The sequence below is a fragment of the Arthrobacter sp. Y3221159 genome (genome assembly GCF_059089885.1).
The window spans coordinates 13,914-30,516 of sequence record NZ_JBNHFC010000004.1 but is presented as its reverse complement, the minus strand read 5'-3'; the positions used below and the strand labels follow the sequence as shown (position 1 = coordinate 30,516).

Annotated in this window: 12 protein-coding genes; 4 read left to right on the top strand and 8 right to left on the bottom strand. The window is 67.6% G+C overall.

Features of this window, described 5'->3' with window-relative positions; all coding sequences use genetic code 11:
* Position 1: 1 nt before the first annotated feature.
* On the top strand, positions 2-520 hold the full coding sequence (locus AC5RT3_RS05535; protein ID WP_494123684.1) for a DinB family protein: 519 nt from the start codon (positions 2-4) through the stop codon (positions 518-520).
* Here AC5RT3_RS05535 and cydD read toward each other — a convergent pair.
* From cydD to AC5RT3_RS05520, 3 genes are read right to left on the bottom strand one after another with little or no spacing between them, the layout of a single operon-like run.
* Entirely contained in the window at positions 517-3,966 is a 3,450-nt protein-coding gene (gene cydD / locus AC5RT3_RS05530; protein WP_494123683.1) for a thiol reductant ABC exporter subunit CydD, read from the bottom strand. The two genes, AC5RT3_RS05535 and cydD, sit on opposite strands and share 4 nt — an antisense overlap.
* A 1-nt stretch (position 3,967) precedes the next feature.
* Complete coding sequence (gene cydB / locus AC5RT3_RS05525; protein ID WP_494123682.1) at positions 3,968-5,017, bottom strand: cytochrome d ubiquinol oxidase subunit II; 1,050 nt, start codon at positions 5,015-5,017, stop codon at positions 3,968-3,970.
* A gap of 33 nt (positions 5,018-5,050) precedes the next feature.
* Positions 5,051-6,655, bottom strand: a complete 1,605-nt coding sequence (locus AC5RT3_RS05520; protein WP_494053638.1) for a cytochrome ubiquinol oxidase subunit I — start codon at positions 6,653-6,655, stop codon at positions 5,051-5,053.
* Between the two features lie 259 nt (positions 6,656-6,914).
* On the opposite strand from AC5RT3_RS05520, the gene AC5RT3_RS05515 reads away from it, so the two are divergent.
* Both AC5RT3_RS05515 and AC5RT3_RS05510 read left to right on the top strand, forming a co-directional pair.
* Complete coding sequence (locus AC5RT3_RS05515) at positions 6,915-7,298, top strand: BlaI/MecI/CopY family transcriptional regulator (protein ID WP_494011012.1); 384 nt, start codon at positions 6,915-6,917, stop codon at positions 7,296-7,298.
* 6 nt (positions 7,299-7,304) lie between these two features.
* Entirely contained in the window at positions 7,305-8,294 is a 990-nt protein-coding gene (locus AC5RT3_RS05510; RefSeq protein WP_494123681.1) for a M56 family metallopeptidase, read from the top strand.
* Positions 8,295-8,347: 53 nt separating this feature from the next.
* Here the strand turns inward: AC5RT3_RS05510 and AC5RT3_RS05505 are convergent, their stop codons facing one another.
* Positions 8,348-10,456: a DNA gyrase/topoisomerase IV subunit B gene (locus AC5RT3_RS05505; protein WP_494053627.1), complete on the bottom strand. Its 2,109-nt coding sequence runs from the start codon at positions 10,454-10,456 to the stop codon at positions 8,348-8,350.
* A gap of 252 nt (positions 10,457-10,708) precedes the next feature.
* Here AC5RT3_RS05505 and AC5RT3_RS05500 point away from each other — a divergent pair, with 252 nt between their 5' ends.
* The gene (locus AC5RT3_RS05500; RefSeq protein ID WP_009358954.1) at positions 10,709-10,930 is read left to right on the top strand and encodes a DUF7455 domain-containing protein; all 222 of its coding nucleotides are present in this window, start codon (positions 10,709-10,711) and stop codon (positions 10,928-10,930) included.
* A gap of 219 nt (positions 10,931-11,149) precedes the next feature.
* Here AC5RT3_RS05500 and AC5RT3_RS05495 read toward each other — a convergent pair whose 3' ends face one another.
* The 4 genes from AC5RT3_RS05495 to AC5RT3_RS05480 all read right to left on the bottom strand — a co-directional run bounded on the left by AC5RT3_RS05495 (position 11,150) and on the right by AC5RT3_RS05480 (position 16,434).
* Positions 11,150-12,451 (bottom strand): RNA polymerase sigma factor, encoded by a 1,302-nt coding sequence (locus tag AC5RT3_RS05495; RefSeq protein ID WP_494053628.1) that lies wholly within the window; start codon positions 12,449-12,451, stop codon positions 11,150-11,152.
* Positions 12,452-12,795: 344 nt separating this feature from the next.
* A complete protein-coding gene (locus AC5RT3_RS05490; protein ID WP_494053629.1) occupies positions 12,796-14,001 on the bottom strand; it encodes a DUF4192 family protein in 1,206 nt (401 codons plus the stop codon).
* Between the two features lie 76 nt (positions 14,002-14,077).
* Positions 14,078-15,430, bottom strand: coding sequence for an MFS transporter (locus AC5RT3_RS05485; RefSeq protein ID WP_494053630.1), 1,353 nt, complete (start codon positions 15,428-15,430; stop codon positions 14,078-14,080).
* 65 nt (positions 15,431-15,495) lie between these two features.
* Positions 15,496-16,434 (bottom strand): proteasome assembly chaperone family protein, encoded by a 939-nt coding sequence (locus tag AC5RT3_RS05480; protein ID WP_494053631.1) that lies wholly within the window; start codon positions 16,432-16,434, stop codon positions 15,496-15,498.
* Positions 16,435-16,603: the final 169 nt, after the last annotated feature.

Sequence of the window (16,603 nt, the reverse complement as noted above, 5' to 3'; positions counted from 1 at the left end):
CATGCCTATCGTTCCTGATGAAAAGGACTGGACCTGGGTCCTGACGCGTCCCTGCCCGGAATGCGCCTTTGACGCCTCCACCGCCACGCCGTCAACGGTCCCCGGGACCATTGCGAGCATGCTGCCTCGGTGGCGGGCGGTGCTACGGCGGCCCGATGCGGCGGAGCGACCGAATGACCACACCTGGTCGGCGCTGGAGTACGCTTGCCACGTCCGGGACGTCTTCAGCCTGTTCGACCAGCGGCTGAACCTCATGCTCGAATCGGACGAGGCCCGGTTCGAGAACTGGGACCAGGACCGGACGGCCATCGAGAAGGATTACGCCAACGCGGACCCCGCGGTGGTCAGTGCCGAACTCGCGGCCGAGGGCAAGCAGGTGGCCGAGTCGTTCGCCGGCGTCCGGGAATCGGAGTGGGGCAGGAAAGGGCTCCGCAGCAACGGCTCCGAGTTCACCGTCCTGACGCTCGCCCAGTACTTCCTGCACGACGCCGTCCATCACCTCCACGACGTGGACGGCTAAGCGTTTCCTGCGTTTGCTCCCCTTCGCGAAGCCACCAGGGCGTCTTCGTCGTCCGGCGCCGCGCGCAGGACGAGCCGGGCATCTTCCGGCTGGATATCGGCCGGGTTATGCGTCACCAGCACCACCGTGCGGCCGCGCAGCCCGTGCCGCAGGTCTGCCAGCATATGGCGGGCGGACCCGGCATCGAGGTGTGCGGTGGGCTCGTCCAGGAGGATCACTTCCGCCCCCGTCATCAGGGTCCGCGCCACGGCGAGGCGCTGGCGCTCTCCCCCGCTGAGGAACGCGCCGCCGGGGCCGATCCGGGTATCCAGGCCGTAGGGCAGCCGCTCCATGAGGCTGGTCAAACCCACGGCCCGGATGACGGCGCCCATCTCTGCCTCCATGCCGGCCCCGCTGCGCTCCGCGGGGCGTCCCAGCAGCAGGTTGCCGCGGATGGTCGAGTCGAAGAGGTGTGCCTCCTGGGGGCACCACGCGGCCCGGCCCGTCACGCGTGCCTCGCCCGCCGCCGCAGGGAGGAATCCCAACAGGACCGAGAGCAGGGTCGATTTCCCGGACCCCGAGGGACCTGTGACGGCGAGCCAGCGCCCCGGTTCGGCAACGGCATTGACGCCCGTGAATACAGGCCTGCCGCCCGGCCATGCGGCGGCGAGGTTGTCCAGTTCGACGCCGGGACGGTTTCCGGTGCGGGCCGGCACCGCGTGGAGCCCGTCGGAATCGTCCGCGGCCGGGTCCAGGGCTGCCAGCGCGCCGGATTCCTCCACTCGCTGCAGGACTGTCCGCAGCGCCGGGAACTGGCGTACCGCCGTCGTCGTGGCTGCGTAGGGTTCCACCAGCGCGAGGAGGAGCAGGACCACCACCGCCGCGGTTGCCGGCGCTATCCGGCCATCGAACACGGCCGGGGCGGCGAGCCAGGCGGCCGCGAGGGCAGCGGCACAGCAGGCGGCCGTCGTGACAGCGTGGCCCAGCCCGTCCGCCCAGGCGGATCGCCGGGACGCCACGGTGGCGTTGGCGTCCTGCCGTTGCAGGTCCTCCAGGACCAGGGGCGCCACGCCGTTGGCATGGAGTTCCGCGCGGGCGTCCAGTGCCGCTGAAATGCGGCGCAGCACGCCGGAGCGCAGAAGCTGCTCTGCCGTAGCCGACTTCCGGTCGCCCCACAGGGCAACCGCCGGGGCGAGCACCAGGCTGGCAAGGGCGGCAGCGATGACGGCAGGCAGCGCGGACGGCACCAGCAGCCAGGTGGCGGCCAGCGCGAGCACGGACACAGCCACGGCGGTTACCGGCGGCAGGACCACGCGGGGAAGCAGGTCACGGATGGTGTCGACGTCGTCAATCACCGTTCCCAGCACGTTGCCGCCCTGCAGCAGGCGGCGGAGTGCCAGTGCCCGGCGGCTCAGCGACTCCCACAGCCGGCCCCGGAGCCTGGTGAGGGCCGCGAACACGGCGTCGTGCAGGAGCAGCCGCTCCCAGTACCGGAACACGGCACGGCCGATGCCGAAGAACCGGACACCCACGATGGCTGAGAGCAGGTACAGGATGGGCGGCTGCTCGCTGGCCCGGATGATCAGCCAGCCGGAGAGTCCGGACAGGGCGACGGCGCAGACCGCCGCCAGCGTGCCCACCGCGGCCGCGCCGCCGAACTTGCCCTGTACCGGCGCCAGCAGTGCTGCCAGGAGCCGGACGGGCGCCCGCCGCTGCCCGCCTGTACTGACTTCCCGGGCGCGGGGGCCGGGTCCGGCCGGTCCGCAACGGGATCCGGCGGGTGCAATCAGGGTGGCATCGCCGCCGGAACCGCGGGTAGCGGGCAGCGGTTGCCGGCCCGGGTCCCCTGCTGCCGGCACGTCCGGGACTGTGCCGCCTACAGGGACCAGGTGGTCCGCGAGGGCGCGGGTACGGTCATTGTGCGCCACCAGGATCACCGTGACCTGGCCCCGCAGCCTGCGGATGGCATCCTCCACCGCCAGAGCCGACTCGTCGTCGAGGTGCGCAGTGGGTTCATCGAGCAGCAGGACCGCGGCGCCTGCCTCGATCCGGGCCAGCCCGCGGGCCAGGGCAACCCTGCGCAATTCGCCTGGGCTCAGCTCAGCGGGGTGTTTAGCGGCCAGGTGCCCCGCCGCGGCCCGCACCAGGCAGGACCTGGCAACATCCACTGTCAGCGCCCGGTCCCGCGAATTCCGGGCGTGGGCGGACAGGTAGAGCAGCACCTCGTCCATAACGGTGTCGGCCACCATCACAGGATGCTGCGGGACCCAGGCCACCGCGGTACGGTCCAGGCCTTTGACGGAACCGGTGACGGACGTGCCGCCGCCGTCGCCGATGGTCCCGGCCAGGACACCCAGGACGGTGCTCTTTCCCGCGCCGCTGGGCCCGCCCAGGGCGGTGATTCGGCTCTGCGGCGCCTCGAAGCTGAGCGGTCCGACGGCGGCCCGGGACCTTCCGCCGAAGGTGACAGTGAGCGCGGAGACTGTAATGGGGGCGCCCGGCCGTCCTGCCCGCACGGCAGCAAGCGGCCGGGGCTCAGGTGCCTCGGTCACGGCCGTCACCTCTGCGAGCGCCACGCGGCCGTCATCGCTGGCATGGTGGGCGGTACCCAGTTCACGCAGCGGAAGATAGCAGTCCGGGGCGAGGATCAGCGCCAGCAGCCCGGCCTCGAGCGGCATGTCGCCGTGCACCAGCCGCACGCCGATGAACACCGCCACGACGGCAACGGAAATGGTGGCGATCAGCTCCAGGGCCAGGGCGGACATGAAGGCCGTCCGCAGGGTACCCATGGTCCGGAACCGGTACTCCTCGGAAATCTCCTCCAGTGCCCTGCGCTGGGCGGACGCGCGCCCCAGCCCCACCAGCACCGGCAGTCCCTTGGCCAGCTCCAGCATGTGGGCCGAGAGCCGGGCCAGCGCGGACTGCGCCTCGCGCACCTTGTCCTCGGTGTACCGGCCGATCAGCACCATGAAGAGCGGCACCAGCGGCACGGTGAGGACGATCACCACGGCGCTGACCCAGTCGGCAAAGAGAATCCGGGCGCCCAGCAGCAGCGGGATGGCGGCGCAGTTCACCAGGGCAGGCAGGAACTGGGTGTAGTAGCTGTCCAGCGCGTCCAGTCCCCGGGTGGCCAACACCGCCAGGCCCCCGTCCGCCGGACCGGTGCCCCGGGTACCGTTCCGCAGTGCCCGTTCGAGCAGCCCGGACCGCAGTTCCTCCTTGATGCCCAGGGCGGCCCGGCGGGCAGCAACGGCCTGCCCCCACACAGTGAGCGAGCGCAGGACCACGCCGGCCAGCCCCGGGATCATCTGCCCGGCCCAGTCCGGTTCCCCTGCGGCCAGCCCCGCCAGCGCGGAAGCCACGGCCTGGCCGATCAGGACCAGCGACAGCGCCTTGAGCGCTGCCAGGAGCCCGAGCCAGTAGAGGGCGGAGCGGGTGGCGGGACCGGCGGGGAACGTTGGCCGCACGTCAGCCTTTCGTGGTGAACGCCCTGGCGGCGACTGCCGGCAGGAAGCTGTGGGCCTCCGGGATGGACGCGGCGCTGACCCGGCGGCGGAACACCCAGTAGGTCCAGGCCTGGTAGGCAATCACCAAGGGCAGGCCGAACGCGGCGACGATGCTCATAAGGCCCAGAGTGTAGTCCGATGAAGAGGCGTTTGAAATGGTGAGGTCGAAGGCCCCGTCCAGGGTGGACGGCAGGACCACGGGAAACACCGCGCCGAAGATGGATGCCGTTCCGAGCACCAGGAACACGCCGAGCGCCAGGAACGCCTTGCCTTCGGCTCCGGAGCGGGCCAGCAGCCATGCCGCGGCGGCGGCTGTGACGGCGAGCAGGACCGCTGCCCAGGTCCACGGTTTTCCGTCCAGGAACTGGATGTTGAGCGCCCAGGCCGCAATGGGCAGGAGCAGGACCGGCAGCAGCCGGACGAACCACTGCCGGGCGCGGTGCCTGACCTCGCCGTCGGTCTTCAGCGCAAGGAACGCGAGGGCGTGGACCAGCGAGAAGCACACCACTGCGAGCCCGCCCAGGAGCGCGTAGCCGCTGAACCAGGCGAAGGGGCCGCCCTCACGGTCGCCGTTCGCGTTCAGGGGCAGTCCGGTGGTGGTCAGGGCCAGGGCGGCGCCGACGCCGAAGGCGGCGAAGAAGGATCCCAGGGCGATGGCCCAGTCCCACCGGGCCCGCCAGCGGTCTGTGTCCACCTTGCCGCGGTATTCGAAGGCCACCGCACGGAAGATCAGGGCCACCAGGACCACCAGCAGCGGCAGGTAGAGAGCGGAGAACAGGGAGGCGTACCAGAGCGGGAAAGCTGCGAACGTGGCACCGCCGGCCGTGAGGAGCCAGACCTCGTTGCCGTCCCAGACCGGCCCGATGGTGTTCAGGAGCACGCGGCGTTCGGTGTTGTTCCGGGCGAAGGCCTTCATCAGCATTCCCACGCCCAGGTCGAAGCCCTCGAGGAAGAGGTAGCCGGTCCACAGCACCGCGATGGCGATGAACCAGATGGTCGGCAGCAGTTCCATAGTTCGTTTCCTCTGCTTTGTGTTCGGCTGCGGCTAGTAGGCGAAGGCCAGGACGTCGTCAGCGGGTTTGGCGCTGCCCGGTCCGCCGGGGCCCGGGGTGGCGTCCTCGTTTTCGTCCGCCGGGACGTGCGCGAGCTCCGGCATGGCGGAGACCACGCCGCCGCGGATGTACTTGACCAGCAGCTTCACCTCCACCACCAGCAGGACGGCGTACACAGCGGTCAGGGTGATGAGCGAGGCCAGCAGTTCCCCGGCCGAGACGCCCGGGGAGACTGCTGCCGCGGTGAACATGAACACCTGGTCGATGCCGTTGGGATCAGGGTTGGGGGCAACCACGAACGGCTGACGGCCCATCTCGGTGAAGATCCAGCCGGCCGCGTTGGCGCCGAAGGGGGCCATGATGCCCATGACCGCAAGCCGCATGAGCCACGGTGACGAGGGCACGGTGCCGCTGCGGGTGAGCCACAGAGCCACGAGGGCTGCCAGGGCCGCGAGTCCGCCGAAGCCGATCATCATGCGGAAGCCCCAGTAGGTGACTTCCATGACCGGCAGGTAGTCGATTTCCTGGCCGGCACGTTCGCCGTAGATGGGGTTGTCCGGCAGGTGGGTGCCGTAGTTGGCCTGGTACTCGGGGAGCAGGGTGTTGACGCCCTTGACCTCGGTGGTGAAGTCACCCTTGGCAAGGTAGGAGAGGATGCCGGGCACTTCGATCAGGGCCACAATGTCATCGCAGTCCTGGGAGCCGAGGTTGCCGATGCTCAGGACGGAGAAGCCGGTGCCGTCGTGGCAGGCCGCCTCCGCTGCCGCCATCTTCATGGGCTGCTGTTCGAACATGAGCTTGCCCTGGAGGTCGCCGGTGAGGGCGGTGCCGGCGAAGGAGATCATGGCCACCACGGCGCCGATGCGCAGGGACCGGATCCAGACCGTGTGGTCTGCGCGGTCGCGGCCGGGGATGGTTGTGGACTCCCCCGGGATGACCTTGCCGCCGGCACCCACGGTGTCGACGCCGTCGCGCCGCCTGCGCCAGAGGTGGTACCAGGCAATGCCGAGCAGGAAGCCGCCGGCCACAGCCAGGGCGCCGAAGAGGGTGTGCGGCACGGCCACCAGCGCGGTGTTGTTGGTGAAGACAGCCCAGGCATCGGTCATGACCGGCCGGCCGTCCACCATTTCCACGCCCACGGGGTGCTGCATCCAACTGTTGGCCACGATGATGAAGTAGGCGGAGAACACGGAGCCAACCACGGCGATCCACAGGCAGGCCAGGTGGATGGCGGGCTTGAGCTGCTTCCAGCCGAAGATCCACAGTCCCAGGAAGGTGGATTCGACGAAGAAGGCCAGGAGGGCTTCGAGGGCCAGCGGGGCCCCGAAGACGTCGCCGACGAAGCGGCTGTATTCGCTCCAGGCCATGCCGAACTGGAATTCCTGCACGATGCCGGTGGCCACGCCCATGATGAAGTTGATGAGGAACAGCTTGCCCCAGAACTTGGTCATGCGCAGGTACTCCGGCTTGCCGGTGCGGTGCCAGACGGTCTGGATGATGGCCACTACCAGGCCCAGGCCAATGGTCAGCGGGACCATCATGAAGTGGTAGACCGTGGTGATACCGAATTGCCAGCGTGCGATTTCCAAGGCGTCCAAGGCAGTCCCTACTGTGAGCAGATGCACTTTTCTACGTTTCGTAGAACTCTAACTTCTACCGAGTGTAGAACAACGCCGGAGCGCTGTAAACACGCGCGCCTCGCGCTGCGAAAGCCAACCGTGCGCCACGCCACACTGTTCTACTCAACGTAGAAAGTAGCGCCGGTTCGGGGTAGATTTATAGGTGTAGTTGAAGAAACCGCGTGCAGTCACCGGCGCCAGCAGGGCGCACGGTGCGGGGAAACAAAGGAAGAGTGCGATGGCTAGTCTTGGTGAACTGGAACGGGCAGTAATGGATCTGCTCTGGGCGGGCCAGGAAGCTGCTACGGCGAACACCCTGCGGGACCAGCTGGCCCGCACGTCCGCAGGGCAGGGCGGTTCCGCGCACGAAGGCAAGGAACTTGCCGTCACCACCGTGCTCACGGTGCTGTCCCGGCTGGAAAAGAAGGGGCTGGTGGAGCGTGAACGCGGCACCCGGCCGCACCGCTACCAGGCCGTCTCCAGCCGTGCCGAGCACACCGCGGAGCTCATGCATGAAGTCCTGGGCTCGGCTCCGGACCGCGAAGCCGTGCTGGCACGCTTCATTGGCTCCGTATCCGAAGGTGAAGCCGAAACACTGCGCAAACTGCTTGGCCACCTCTAGCCAACCATGTTCTGGGCCTCGTACCTGCTGGCGGTCCTGGCGGTAATACTGGCCTGGCCGGTACCCATCCTCCTGTCGCGCGCACAGTGGCCCGCGCGCTCCCCGTTCACGGCCATGCTTCTCTGGCAGGCGATCGCCCTCGCCGGCGGGCTCTCCATGATCGGGGCCATGCTGGTCTACGGGCTCGAACCGATCGGCGACAACCTGATCGCCGGGCTCCGGGCACTGGCCGCGATGGTGTTCTTCAACGCGCCCACCACGGCCCTGGGATTCTGGCACATCTTCGCTTTGTCAGCGGCCGCACTGCTCACGGCCCACCTGGTCTTCACCCTGCTGCTCACGTACTACAAGATTGAGCGGCAGCGCCGGCGCCACCGGGAACTGCTGGCCCTGCTGGCCTCCCCCTCAGGGCAGGACGCCGCGACCCTGGTCATCAGTCACGACTCCCCTGTGGCCTATTGCCTGCCCGGCGGCGCCCGCTCGGTGACCGTATTGTCGGACGGATTGATGGCCGCCCTGGAGCCGGCCGAGCTGCGGGCCGTCCTGATCCACGAGAACGCCCATCTCAGTCAGCGGCACCACCTGCTCCTGTGGGCCTTTGCGGCCTGGCGGCAGGCCCTGCCCTGGCTCCCCACCACCCGGCTGGCCCAGGAGTCCGTCAACTCCCTGATTGAGATGCTTGCGGACGACGTCGCCCTCAAGAGCGAAAGCAAAGCCACCCTGATCAAGGCCATTGCCATTGTTGCCAGCGGTTCGGCGCAGGGTGCCGGGTCCGAGCTCACTCCGGCTTCCTCCACGGCGGCCCTGGCCGGGCTGGACCCCGGAAATGGCGTCCTGGCGTCGGATTCAGCGCGGACCACCGCTTCGCGGGTCAGCCGGCTGCTGTCGCCGCAGCCCCAGCTGCCGGGCGCCGTGCGCAGCCTGGTGCTGACCGGTTGCGTTCTCCTGCTGGCCCTCCCCACGGCCCTGCTGGTGGTTCCTGGCCTGCTCGGCTGAACATCCCGCCGTCGGACGCTCCGCCGGGGAGCGCCGCGGCAGGCACCGCCGGGTCAGGCGTCGATGCGCTCCCGGTCCAGGCTGGCGGCGCCCGCGATGATGAAGTCCTTGCGCGGGGAGACGTCCGAACCCATCAGCAGGTCGAAAATCTCCTCCGCCTGCTTGGCGTTCTCGATGCCCACCTTGCGCAGGGTCCGGTGCCGCGGGTCCATGGTGGTCTCGGCCAGCTGTTCCGCGTCCATTTCGCCCAGGCCCTTATACCGCTGGATGGGCTCCTTGTACCGCTTGCCTTCCTTGGCCAGGCGCGCCAGCAGCACATGCAGCTCAGCCTCCGAATAGGTGTAGATCATCTCGTTGGCCTTCTGGCCGGCGTTGATCACCTCCACCCGGTGCAGCGGCGGCACGGCCGCAAACACCCTGCCCTCGTCGATCATGGGCCGCATGTAGCGGAAGAACAGGGTCAGCAGGAGGGTGCGGATGTGCGCGCCGTCCACGTCGGCGTCGGTCATCAGGATGACCTTGCCGTAGCGTGCGGCGCTGATGTCGAAGCTGCGGCCTGAACCGGCTCCCACCACCTGGATCAGCGCGGCGCACTCGGCGTTGGAGAGCATGTCCCCCACGGAGGCCTTCTGGACGTTCAGGATCTTGCCGCGGATGGGCAGCAGGGCCTGGAAGTCGGAGGACCGGGCGAGCTTGGCCGTTCCCAGCGCCGAGTCCCCTTCCACGATGAAGAGTTCGGAACGTTCGACGTCGTCCGTCCGGCAGTCGGCAAGCTTGGTGGGCATCGAGGACGTTTCCAGCGCGTTCTTGCGCCGCTGGGTTTCCTTGTGCACGCGCGCCGAGATGCGCGACTTCATCTCGTTGACGATCTTCTCAAGCAGCAGCGCCGTCTGCGCTTTGTCGTTCCGGTTCGAGGAGGTGAGCTTGGCGTTGATTTCGCGCTCCACCACCTTGGCAACGATGGCGCGGACCGCGGAGGTGCCCAGGATTTCCTTGGTCTGCCCCTCAAACTGTGGTTCGGCCAGCCGGACCGTCAGAACGGCTGTGAGGCCGGCGAAGATGTCATCCTTCTCGATCTTGTCGTTGCCGGCCTTGAGCTTGCGGGCGTTGTTTTCCACTGCCTTCCGGAAGGTCTTCACCAGGGCCTGCTCGAAGCCGGACTGGTGCGTGCCGCCTTTGGGCGTGGAGATGATGTTCACGAAGCTGCGGACGGTGCTGTCATAGCCAATCCCCCAGCGCAGGGCAACGTCCACTTCACAGTCCCGCTCCACCTCGGCCAGCTGGCTGTGCCCGCGCTCGTCCAGGACCGGGACGGTTTCCTTGAACTTGCCCGCACCGTGGAGCCGCCACACGTCGGTGACGGCGGGGTCGGCCGCCAGGAAGTCGACGAACTCGGAGATGCCGCCGTCGTGGTGGAACACTTCCTCGTGCGGTCCGGCCGCCCCCGGGGTTCCGGCGATCCTGCGCTCATCACGGACCGTGAGCTTGAGCCCGGGAACCAGGAAGGACGTTTGCCGGGCGCGGGCCACCAGCTCGTCGTACGAAAACTTTGCGTCCGGGGTGAAGATCTGCCGGTCCGCCCAGTACCGGATTCTGGTGCCGGTGACGCCGCGCTTGGCTTTCCCCACAACGTCAAGGACAGAGTCTTCCACGAACGGAGTGAAGGGCGCGGCCGGGTCAACCCGGGAACCCGTGTCCTGGAACCGGCCAGGCTCGCCCCGGCGGAAGGACATCTTGTAGGTCTTGCCCCCGCGGTCCACCTCTACGTCCAGCCGTGAGGAGAGGGCGTTGACCACCGATGCGCCCACACCGTGCAGGCCGCCCGAGGCCGTGTAGGAGCCGCCGCCGAACTTGCCGCCAGCGTGCAGCTTGGTGAACACTACCTCGACGCCGGTGAGTCCGGTCTTCGGTTCCTTGTCGATGGGGATGCCGCGGCCGTCGTCATGGATTTCCACCGAGTTGTCCGCGTGCAGGATGATCCTGATGTCATGGCCGAACCCTGCCAGCGCTTCATCCACGGAGTTGTCGATGATCTCCCAGAGGCAGTGCATGAGGCCGCGGGAGTCGGTGGAACCGATGTACATGCCGGGGCGCTTGCGGACGGCTTCCAGGCCCTCCAGCACAGACAGGTGCCGGGCAGTGTAGTCAGAACTTGGTGCCACTGGTGTTGAACTCCTTCAGGTAAAGCGGGCGCTGAAAGCGCTCCCTCTAGGGTAGTCGGCCCCGGCCCGGACGGCTGGCTGCCACACTGCGGAGGGGCCTGTGCAGCGCACCACTGACCCACCGCTCGGCCTTCCGTGGTGAATCTTGACTGAACCTTGCGGATACGCGCACAGCGAACTTGCCCCATCCTTGCGATGGTTTTGTTACGAATACTGGTTATATAGACGTACTGATCTACTAAGGAGGCCGATATGACAACAGCAGTGGCGGACCGCACGCTCAACGCCCTCGACCGGTGCGATCGTTGCGGAGCCCAGGCATATGTCCGGGTTGTACTCGAGTCCTCCGGCGGTGAGCTGCTGTTCTGCGCCCACCACGCCCGTGCGGTCGAGGCTACCCTGAAGCCGTTGAGCTCCGACTGGCACGATGAGACGGCCAAGCTTCATGAGAAGGCTGCCGTAGAAGTCGACTAGTTGCACCGAGACTTATCGAGGGAATGGGATTCCTCCGGCCGGAGGGGTCCCGTTCCTCTTTTAACCCGTTTTTAGACCCGCGTCCGCTGTCACCAGCATCTTCTGCGCGCCGCGTCCCGGCGCAGCACTGGCAGGTCCTTTAAGCAGCAACGCGGGCCATTCCGCGCCTGGGAAATTTCCGTTCCCGGGCGGGAATGGCCCGCTTTGCCCTGCTGTGGCCTAGTCCAGGTAGTCCCGGAGCACCTGCGACCGGGAGGGGTGGCGGAGCTTGGACATGGTCTTCGATTCGATCTGGCGGATGCGCTCACGCGTGACGCCGTAGACCTTGCCGATTTCGTCTAAAGTCTTCGGCTGCCCGTCGGTGAGGCCGAACCGCATCGCCACGACGCCGGCTTCGCGCTCGGACAGGGTGTCCAGTACGGAGTGCAGCTGCTCCTGCAGGAGCGTGAAGCTCACGGCGTCGGCCGGAACCACGGCTTCCGAGTCCTCGATCAGGTCGCCGAACTCGGAGTCACCGTCCTCGCCCAGCGGGGTGTGGAGGGAAATGGGCTCGCGGCCGTACTTCTGGACCTCCACGACCTTTTCAGGGGTCATGTCCAGTTCGAGTGCCAGCTCTTCGGGCGTGGGTTCGCGGCCCAGGTCCTGGAGCATCTGGCGCTGGACGCGGGCCAGCTTGTTGATGACTTCAACCATGTGGACCGGGATGCGGATGGTGCGGGCCTGGTCCGCCATGGCGCGGGTGATGGCCTGCCGGATCCACCAGGTGGCGTAGGTGGAAAATTTGAAGCCCTTGGTGTAGTCGAACTTCTCGACTGCACGGATCAGGCCCAGGTTGCCTTCCTGGATGAGGTCCAGGAAGAGCATGCCGCGGCCGGTGTAGCGTTTGGCGAGCGACACCACGAGGCGGAGGTTGGCCTCCAGCAGGTGGTTCTTGGCGCGCTTGCCGTCGTGGATGATGAATTCCAGTTCCCGCTTGTACTTCGGGTCCATGGAGCCGTCGTCGGCGGCAATCTTCTCTTCGGCGAACAGTCCGGCCTCGATGCGGAGCGCAAGGTCCACTTCCTGCTCGGCGTTGAGCAGGGCGACCTTTCCGATCTGCTTGAGGTAGTCCTTGACGGGGTCCGCGGTGGCACCCGCGGACATGACCTGCTGCACCGGGGCGTCGTCGTCATCGGCATCAGAGTAGACGAAGCCCTTGCCGCTGCCGGCAACGGCCTTGGCAGGATCGGCCTCAACATCGGCGTCGGCGTCCTCAACCGCTTCCGGTCCCTCGAGGATGATGTCGTCGAGGTCCTCGACCTCTGCCTCGTCAGGGTCAACGTCACCGGCGGAAGCCTTGTTCGCGGCCTCGGCCGCCGCCTTGGCGCCGGGCTTGGGCCCGCGCTTCTTCGGCTCGCGCTTGCCGTCCGCGCCGGCAGATGCCTTGGTGGCTGCCCGCTTGGCGCCGGTCGCAACCTGCTTGTCCTCGGCGGACAAATCGTCCTGGGCGGCGGGGTCCTTCTTCGTGGAAGACGGGGTCACAGAAAACCTTTCTAGCGGTGGTCTGTGGAATCGCCATACGGGCAACACCACTATGACCCTGTCAAGTCCGTGGTGAAAACCAAGCGCCACCACGGCCGGCAGAGTCACTTAAGACAACTGCCGAAGCCGCTGCAATGTTCCCCGGAGGGCACATCCACAGGCACTCGATACACGGACCCAACCGGGTCTCGGCATCCATTGTCTCATGTTTTCCCCGGATCGGGCCTCTCCAATGACCTAATCACCGCCGCGCGTTCCCACTCCGCTGCCCATGCACCGCCAGATGCCGTCCGTCCGCGTACACAGCCGCTGCTTGCTGCCCGCTTCCAGGCTGCAGTGCCTGTTCAGAATTTTTGCCAGGCCGCTTCTTTCCGTCCGGCCCAGCCGCAAATTGCTCCCCGGCCCACCAGTTCAAGAAGGAGCTCGGCCAGGCGGTACCCCGGCTGGATCTCCAAGGCGGACGCAAAATGCGCGGCGGCGTAAGACCCCCGACCGCGGCACCAGGAGATCCATCCGCGAAGCGTCAGCGACGCGGCGGCGGCAGGCCCGCCAACCGCCGCGAGGTGTTCGAGGACCACGTCCAGCGCGTTGAGCCCGGCCCAGTCCGGCACATCAGGCCGGATACCCATCAGTACGTCGGCGTAGCCCGGATTCGGGCCCTTCGCCTGAAGTGGCTGGGGCTTCGCAGCGGGACACGGGATTGCCGGAGACACCGGGTGGGAACCGGCGCCGTCCCCGACGATGCCGAAAAGGGCGGCACCCGTTTCGGCTGCATCCTTCCCTGCAGCTGCCATCACCAGGACCGCATCCCGCCAGCCCGGGGTCAGCAAGGATGCCCGCAGGAACGCGTCGCGTTCCACCTCCGGAAGCCACGGTTCCCCCTTCGGCCTGGCGAGCACGGCCTCCCACAGGTCCAGGACCGCCAGAAGCTGCGCCCTGCTCCCCCGGCGGAAGTCGAGTTCTTCAGCCCACCCTGCCTCGGCTTCGAGGACAGCCTCGCGGTGCAGGCTTGGAACGGTCCGGGCAGTGGCAGATTGTGCCGGGGCGGATTGCGGCCCGGGGGCGGGCCCCACGCTGCTGCCGCGGTACACCATTTCCGCGTTCAGCGGGCTGTCCAGGATCTCCTGGAGGGGCCTGCCGGGCACGGGGCAGCACGTGGCATCGTCGCAGTACGCTTCCCGCCAGTAATCGGTGCCGACATACCAGGCCTCCCGCACAGGCATCGTGCCCTGGAGCATGGAGTCCAGTTCCGCAAGAAAGTGGCCGTAGGTGGCCGCCGCCGAGGCTGCGGCGCCGCCGGTAAAGACGGCCACCAGCGCGCCGTCCGCCTCCGTGTCAGCCTCCAGGTAACCGCGGACCATTAGGAGATATGTGCCGGGAGCGGCCAGGACCGGACCTGCCGGCAGGTCCAGCCGGAGCGTGGCCCCGAGACTCTTGCCGTGCATGGTGATGACCACGAGGCTGGCTTTGGGCCAGTAGCCCAGGGAATGGGGTATGAACCCGAGGACATCCTGGGGTCCGGTGATTCTGAGTTGTTCAGGAGCTGTCATGGCTCCAGCATTCGCCCGGGAGTGCAGGTGCTTCAGCAGGAATTTTCCCTATGTGGGTAGTCCCGCCGGTGGAGGACTAGTCGCCGTTGCCTGGGGGAGACGTCTGCCGGCGCCGGGCGAGGTTCTCGCGCCGCTGCCGGGCCAGGGCTGTGCGCAGTGGTGGAACCACCACGCCCTGGGCTGCCATCTGCCGGCGGACCTTGCGCCGGCACACCAACGTGGCTGTGGCCCCGAATCCCAGCAGCAGGAATTGGACGCTCAGGGCGATGCGGAACGGGTCCAGCCCGTACAGGACGCCGTTGGAGAAGCCGCTGGCGTACAGGACGTCCAGGACAAGCCCGATCAGGTAGATGGCAACCAGCGCAGCGATGAATCCGCCCACGTTCACTATGCCGGTGGCGGTTCCGATCCGATGGGCCGGGTTGAAGGTGCGGGCGAAGTCGAAGCCGATCATGGAGCCCGGGCCGCCAATGGCCAGCGCGACCACCAGGGCGGCGAGCAACCATAGCGGGGCACGCCCGGGCGTCAGCAGGACCGCAGCCCAGGCGGCGGCGGTGGTGGCTGCGATCAGCAGGACCATGGTGGAGCGGCGGAGGGGATGCCGCGACACGAAGCGGCCGATGAACGGGCCCACGGCCATCCCGGCGGCAACGTAAAGACCCATCAGCCCCGCCACCGTGCCGGCTTCCAGGCCCTGGCCGGAGATGAGGAACGGGTAGCCCCAGGTCATGGCGAACACCGTGCCGCTGAATTGGATGGTGAAGTGGCTCCACATCCCCAGCCTTGTTCCGGGCTGGCGCCATGCCCGGGCCAGGGAAATACCGGTGGCCTTGAGCCCCTGCTGCGCCTGCGGCCGCTCCGTCCCCGGCGGGACGTCCTTCAGGAGCACCACCACCAGGACCACTGCCAGGGCGGACAGCCCAGCCAGCATCAGGAAGGCCGGGGTCCAGCCGGCCGCATGCAGGACGAAAGCGAACGGGATGACGCTCACCAGCTGGCCCAGCTGCCCGGTCATGCCCGTCAGCTGGGTGACCAAAGGAACCCGCGCCGGGGCAAACCACAGCGGGATCAGGCGGATCACCGAAATGAATGTCATGGCGTCGCCGGCACCCACCAGGACCCTGCCCAGGATCCCGCCCGGGATGCTGTCGGCGAAGGCAAGCTGCAGCTGGCCCAGCCCCATGAGGACGGCGCCGCCGGCGATCATTGCCCGCGAGCCGAACCTGTCCACCAGGAGTCCCACGGGAATCTGCAGCGCGGCGTAGACCAGGAGCTGCAGGACGGTAAAGAAGGAGATGGCGGACGCCGTGGCATTGAACCGCTCCGTGGCCTCTAGCCCCACCACGCCGAAGGACGTGCGCTGTGACACGGCCACCAGGTACCCGAAGATTCCGACGGTCCAGATCAGCCATGCTCGGGGTGCAGTCACGCCTTCATTATGCCCGCATGCCCGGCGGCACCCTGGCCGCTGCGTGCCGGTTGCCGCCCCGAAACCTACTGCGCGGGGTTCTCCCGGGCAAGGTAGGCCTCGACGGCGGCGCCCAGCACATCGGCGTCGGGCAGCTCGTCGTTTTCGTCGGCGAGCAGCGAGCGGCGCACAATGCCGTCTGCCTTTTCGTCGTAGCGGGTCTCCAGCCGGGACACCACCTGCTGGACCTCGTCGGACGCGTCGATCTGCTCGGCAATCTGGCGCGTGACTTCCCGGCCCGCCTCGCGCAGCCGGTCCGTGGGCAGCATGAGGGATGTGGCTGCGCCGAGGTACTCAAGTCCGGCCACCGCCGCAGCAGGATACTCCGCTTCCGCCAGGTAATGCGGGACGTGGATGACGTAGCCGGCAACGTTCCGCCCGGCTTCCACCAGCCGGAGTTCCAGGATGTGCCCCACGGCGGCCGGAACTTCCACGGTGGGCTTCCAGACGGAGATTCCCTCGATCAGCTCGGGCCTGTTGCCGTGCACTGTGACGCCGATGGGCCGCGTGTGCGGGACCGGCATGGGAATGGAATGGATCCAGGTCACCAGGTTGACGTCCAGCTTCTCCACGATCCCGACGACGGCACGGGCAAAACGCTCCCACTGGAGGTCCGGCTCGAACCCGGCCAGAAGCAGGAAGGGCTTGCCCAGGCCGTCAACCAGCCGGTAAAGCGCCAGCCGCGGTTCCTGGTAGTCCTGGAGGTGGTCCTCCACAAAGGTGAGGTGCGGCCTGCGGGACCGGTAATCGATCAGCTGGTCGGCGTCGAAAACAGCAACAGGCTGGGCATCGAGGGAGTCCAGCAGCTCGGCGTTGATCTGCTTTACCACGTGCCCGGCATCGGCGAATCCGGTAAAGCCCATCACCAGATTCAGCCCACGGAGTTCAGGGCTGTGGAACAGCTCGATGTTGCTCGCATAGAGCGCGTCAGGGTCCAGCAGGGAGCCGGAGATCCGTTCAAGCACGGCATGTTCCTTTCATGGATGCGGGTGGACATCAATTACAACGCGGGCAGGCAGCCGGGCATTCCGAGTGGGGCTGTGGCGCACCTCTCAGAAGATTCTTCCGCCGGCGCACCCAAGGGCTACGATCGGAACTGGCCTGCCAGGCGGCCTTGCACCTCCCCGGATGGCA

What these genes read in the sequence shown, in the direction of transcription:
- AC5RT3_RS05500 (WP_009358954.1), top strand. Translation starts at nt 10,709, where the DNA reads ATGACAACAGCAGTGGCGGACCGCACGCTCAACGCCCTCGACCGGTGC.
- AC5RT3_RS05490 (WP_494053629.1), bottom strand. Translation starts at nt 14,001, where the DNA reads ATGACAGCTCCTGAACAACTCAGAATCACCGGACCCCAGGATGTCCTC.
- cydB (WP_494123682.1), bottom strand. Translation starts at nt 5,017, where the DNA reads ATGGAACTGCTGCCGACCATCTGGTTCATCGCCATCGCGGTGCTGTGG.
- AC5RT3_RS05535 (WP_494123684.1), top strand. Translation starts at nt 2, where the DNA reads ATGCCTATCGTTCCTGATGAAAAGGACTGGACCTGGGTCCTGACGCGT.
- AC5RT3_RS05515 (WP_494011012.1), top strand. Translation starts at nt 6,915, where the DNA reads ATGGCTAGTCTTGGTGAACTGGAACGGGCAGTAATGGATCTGCTCTGG.
- AC5RT3_RS05510 (WP_494123681.1), top strand. Translation starts at nt 7,305, where the DNA reads ATGTTCTGGGCCTCGTACCTGCTGGCGGTCCTGGCGGTAATACTGGCC.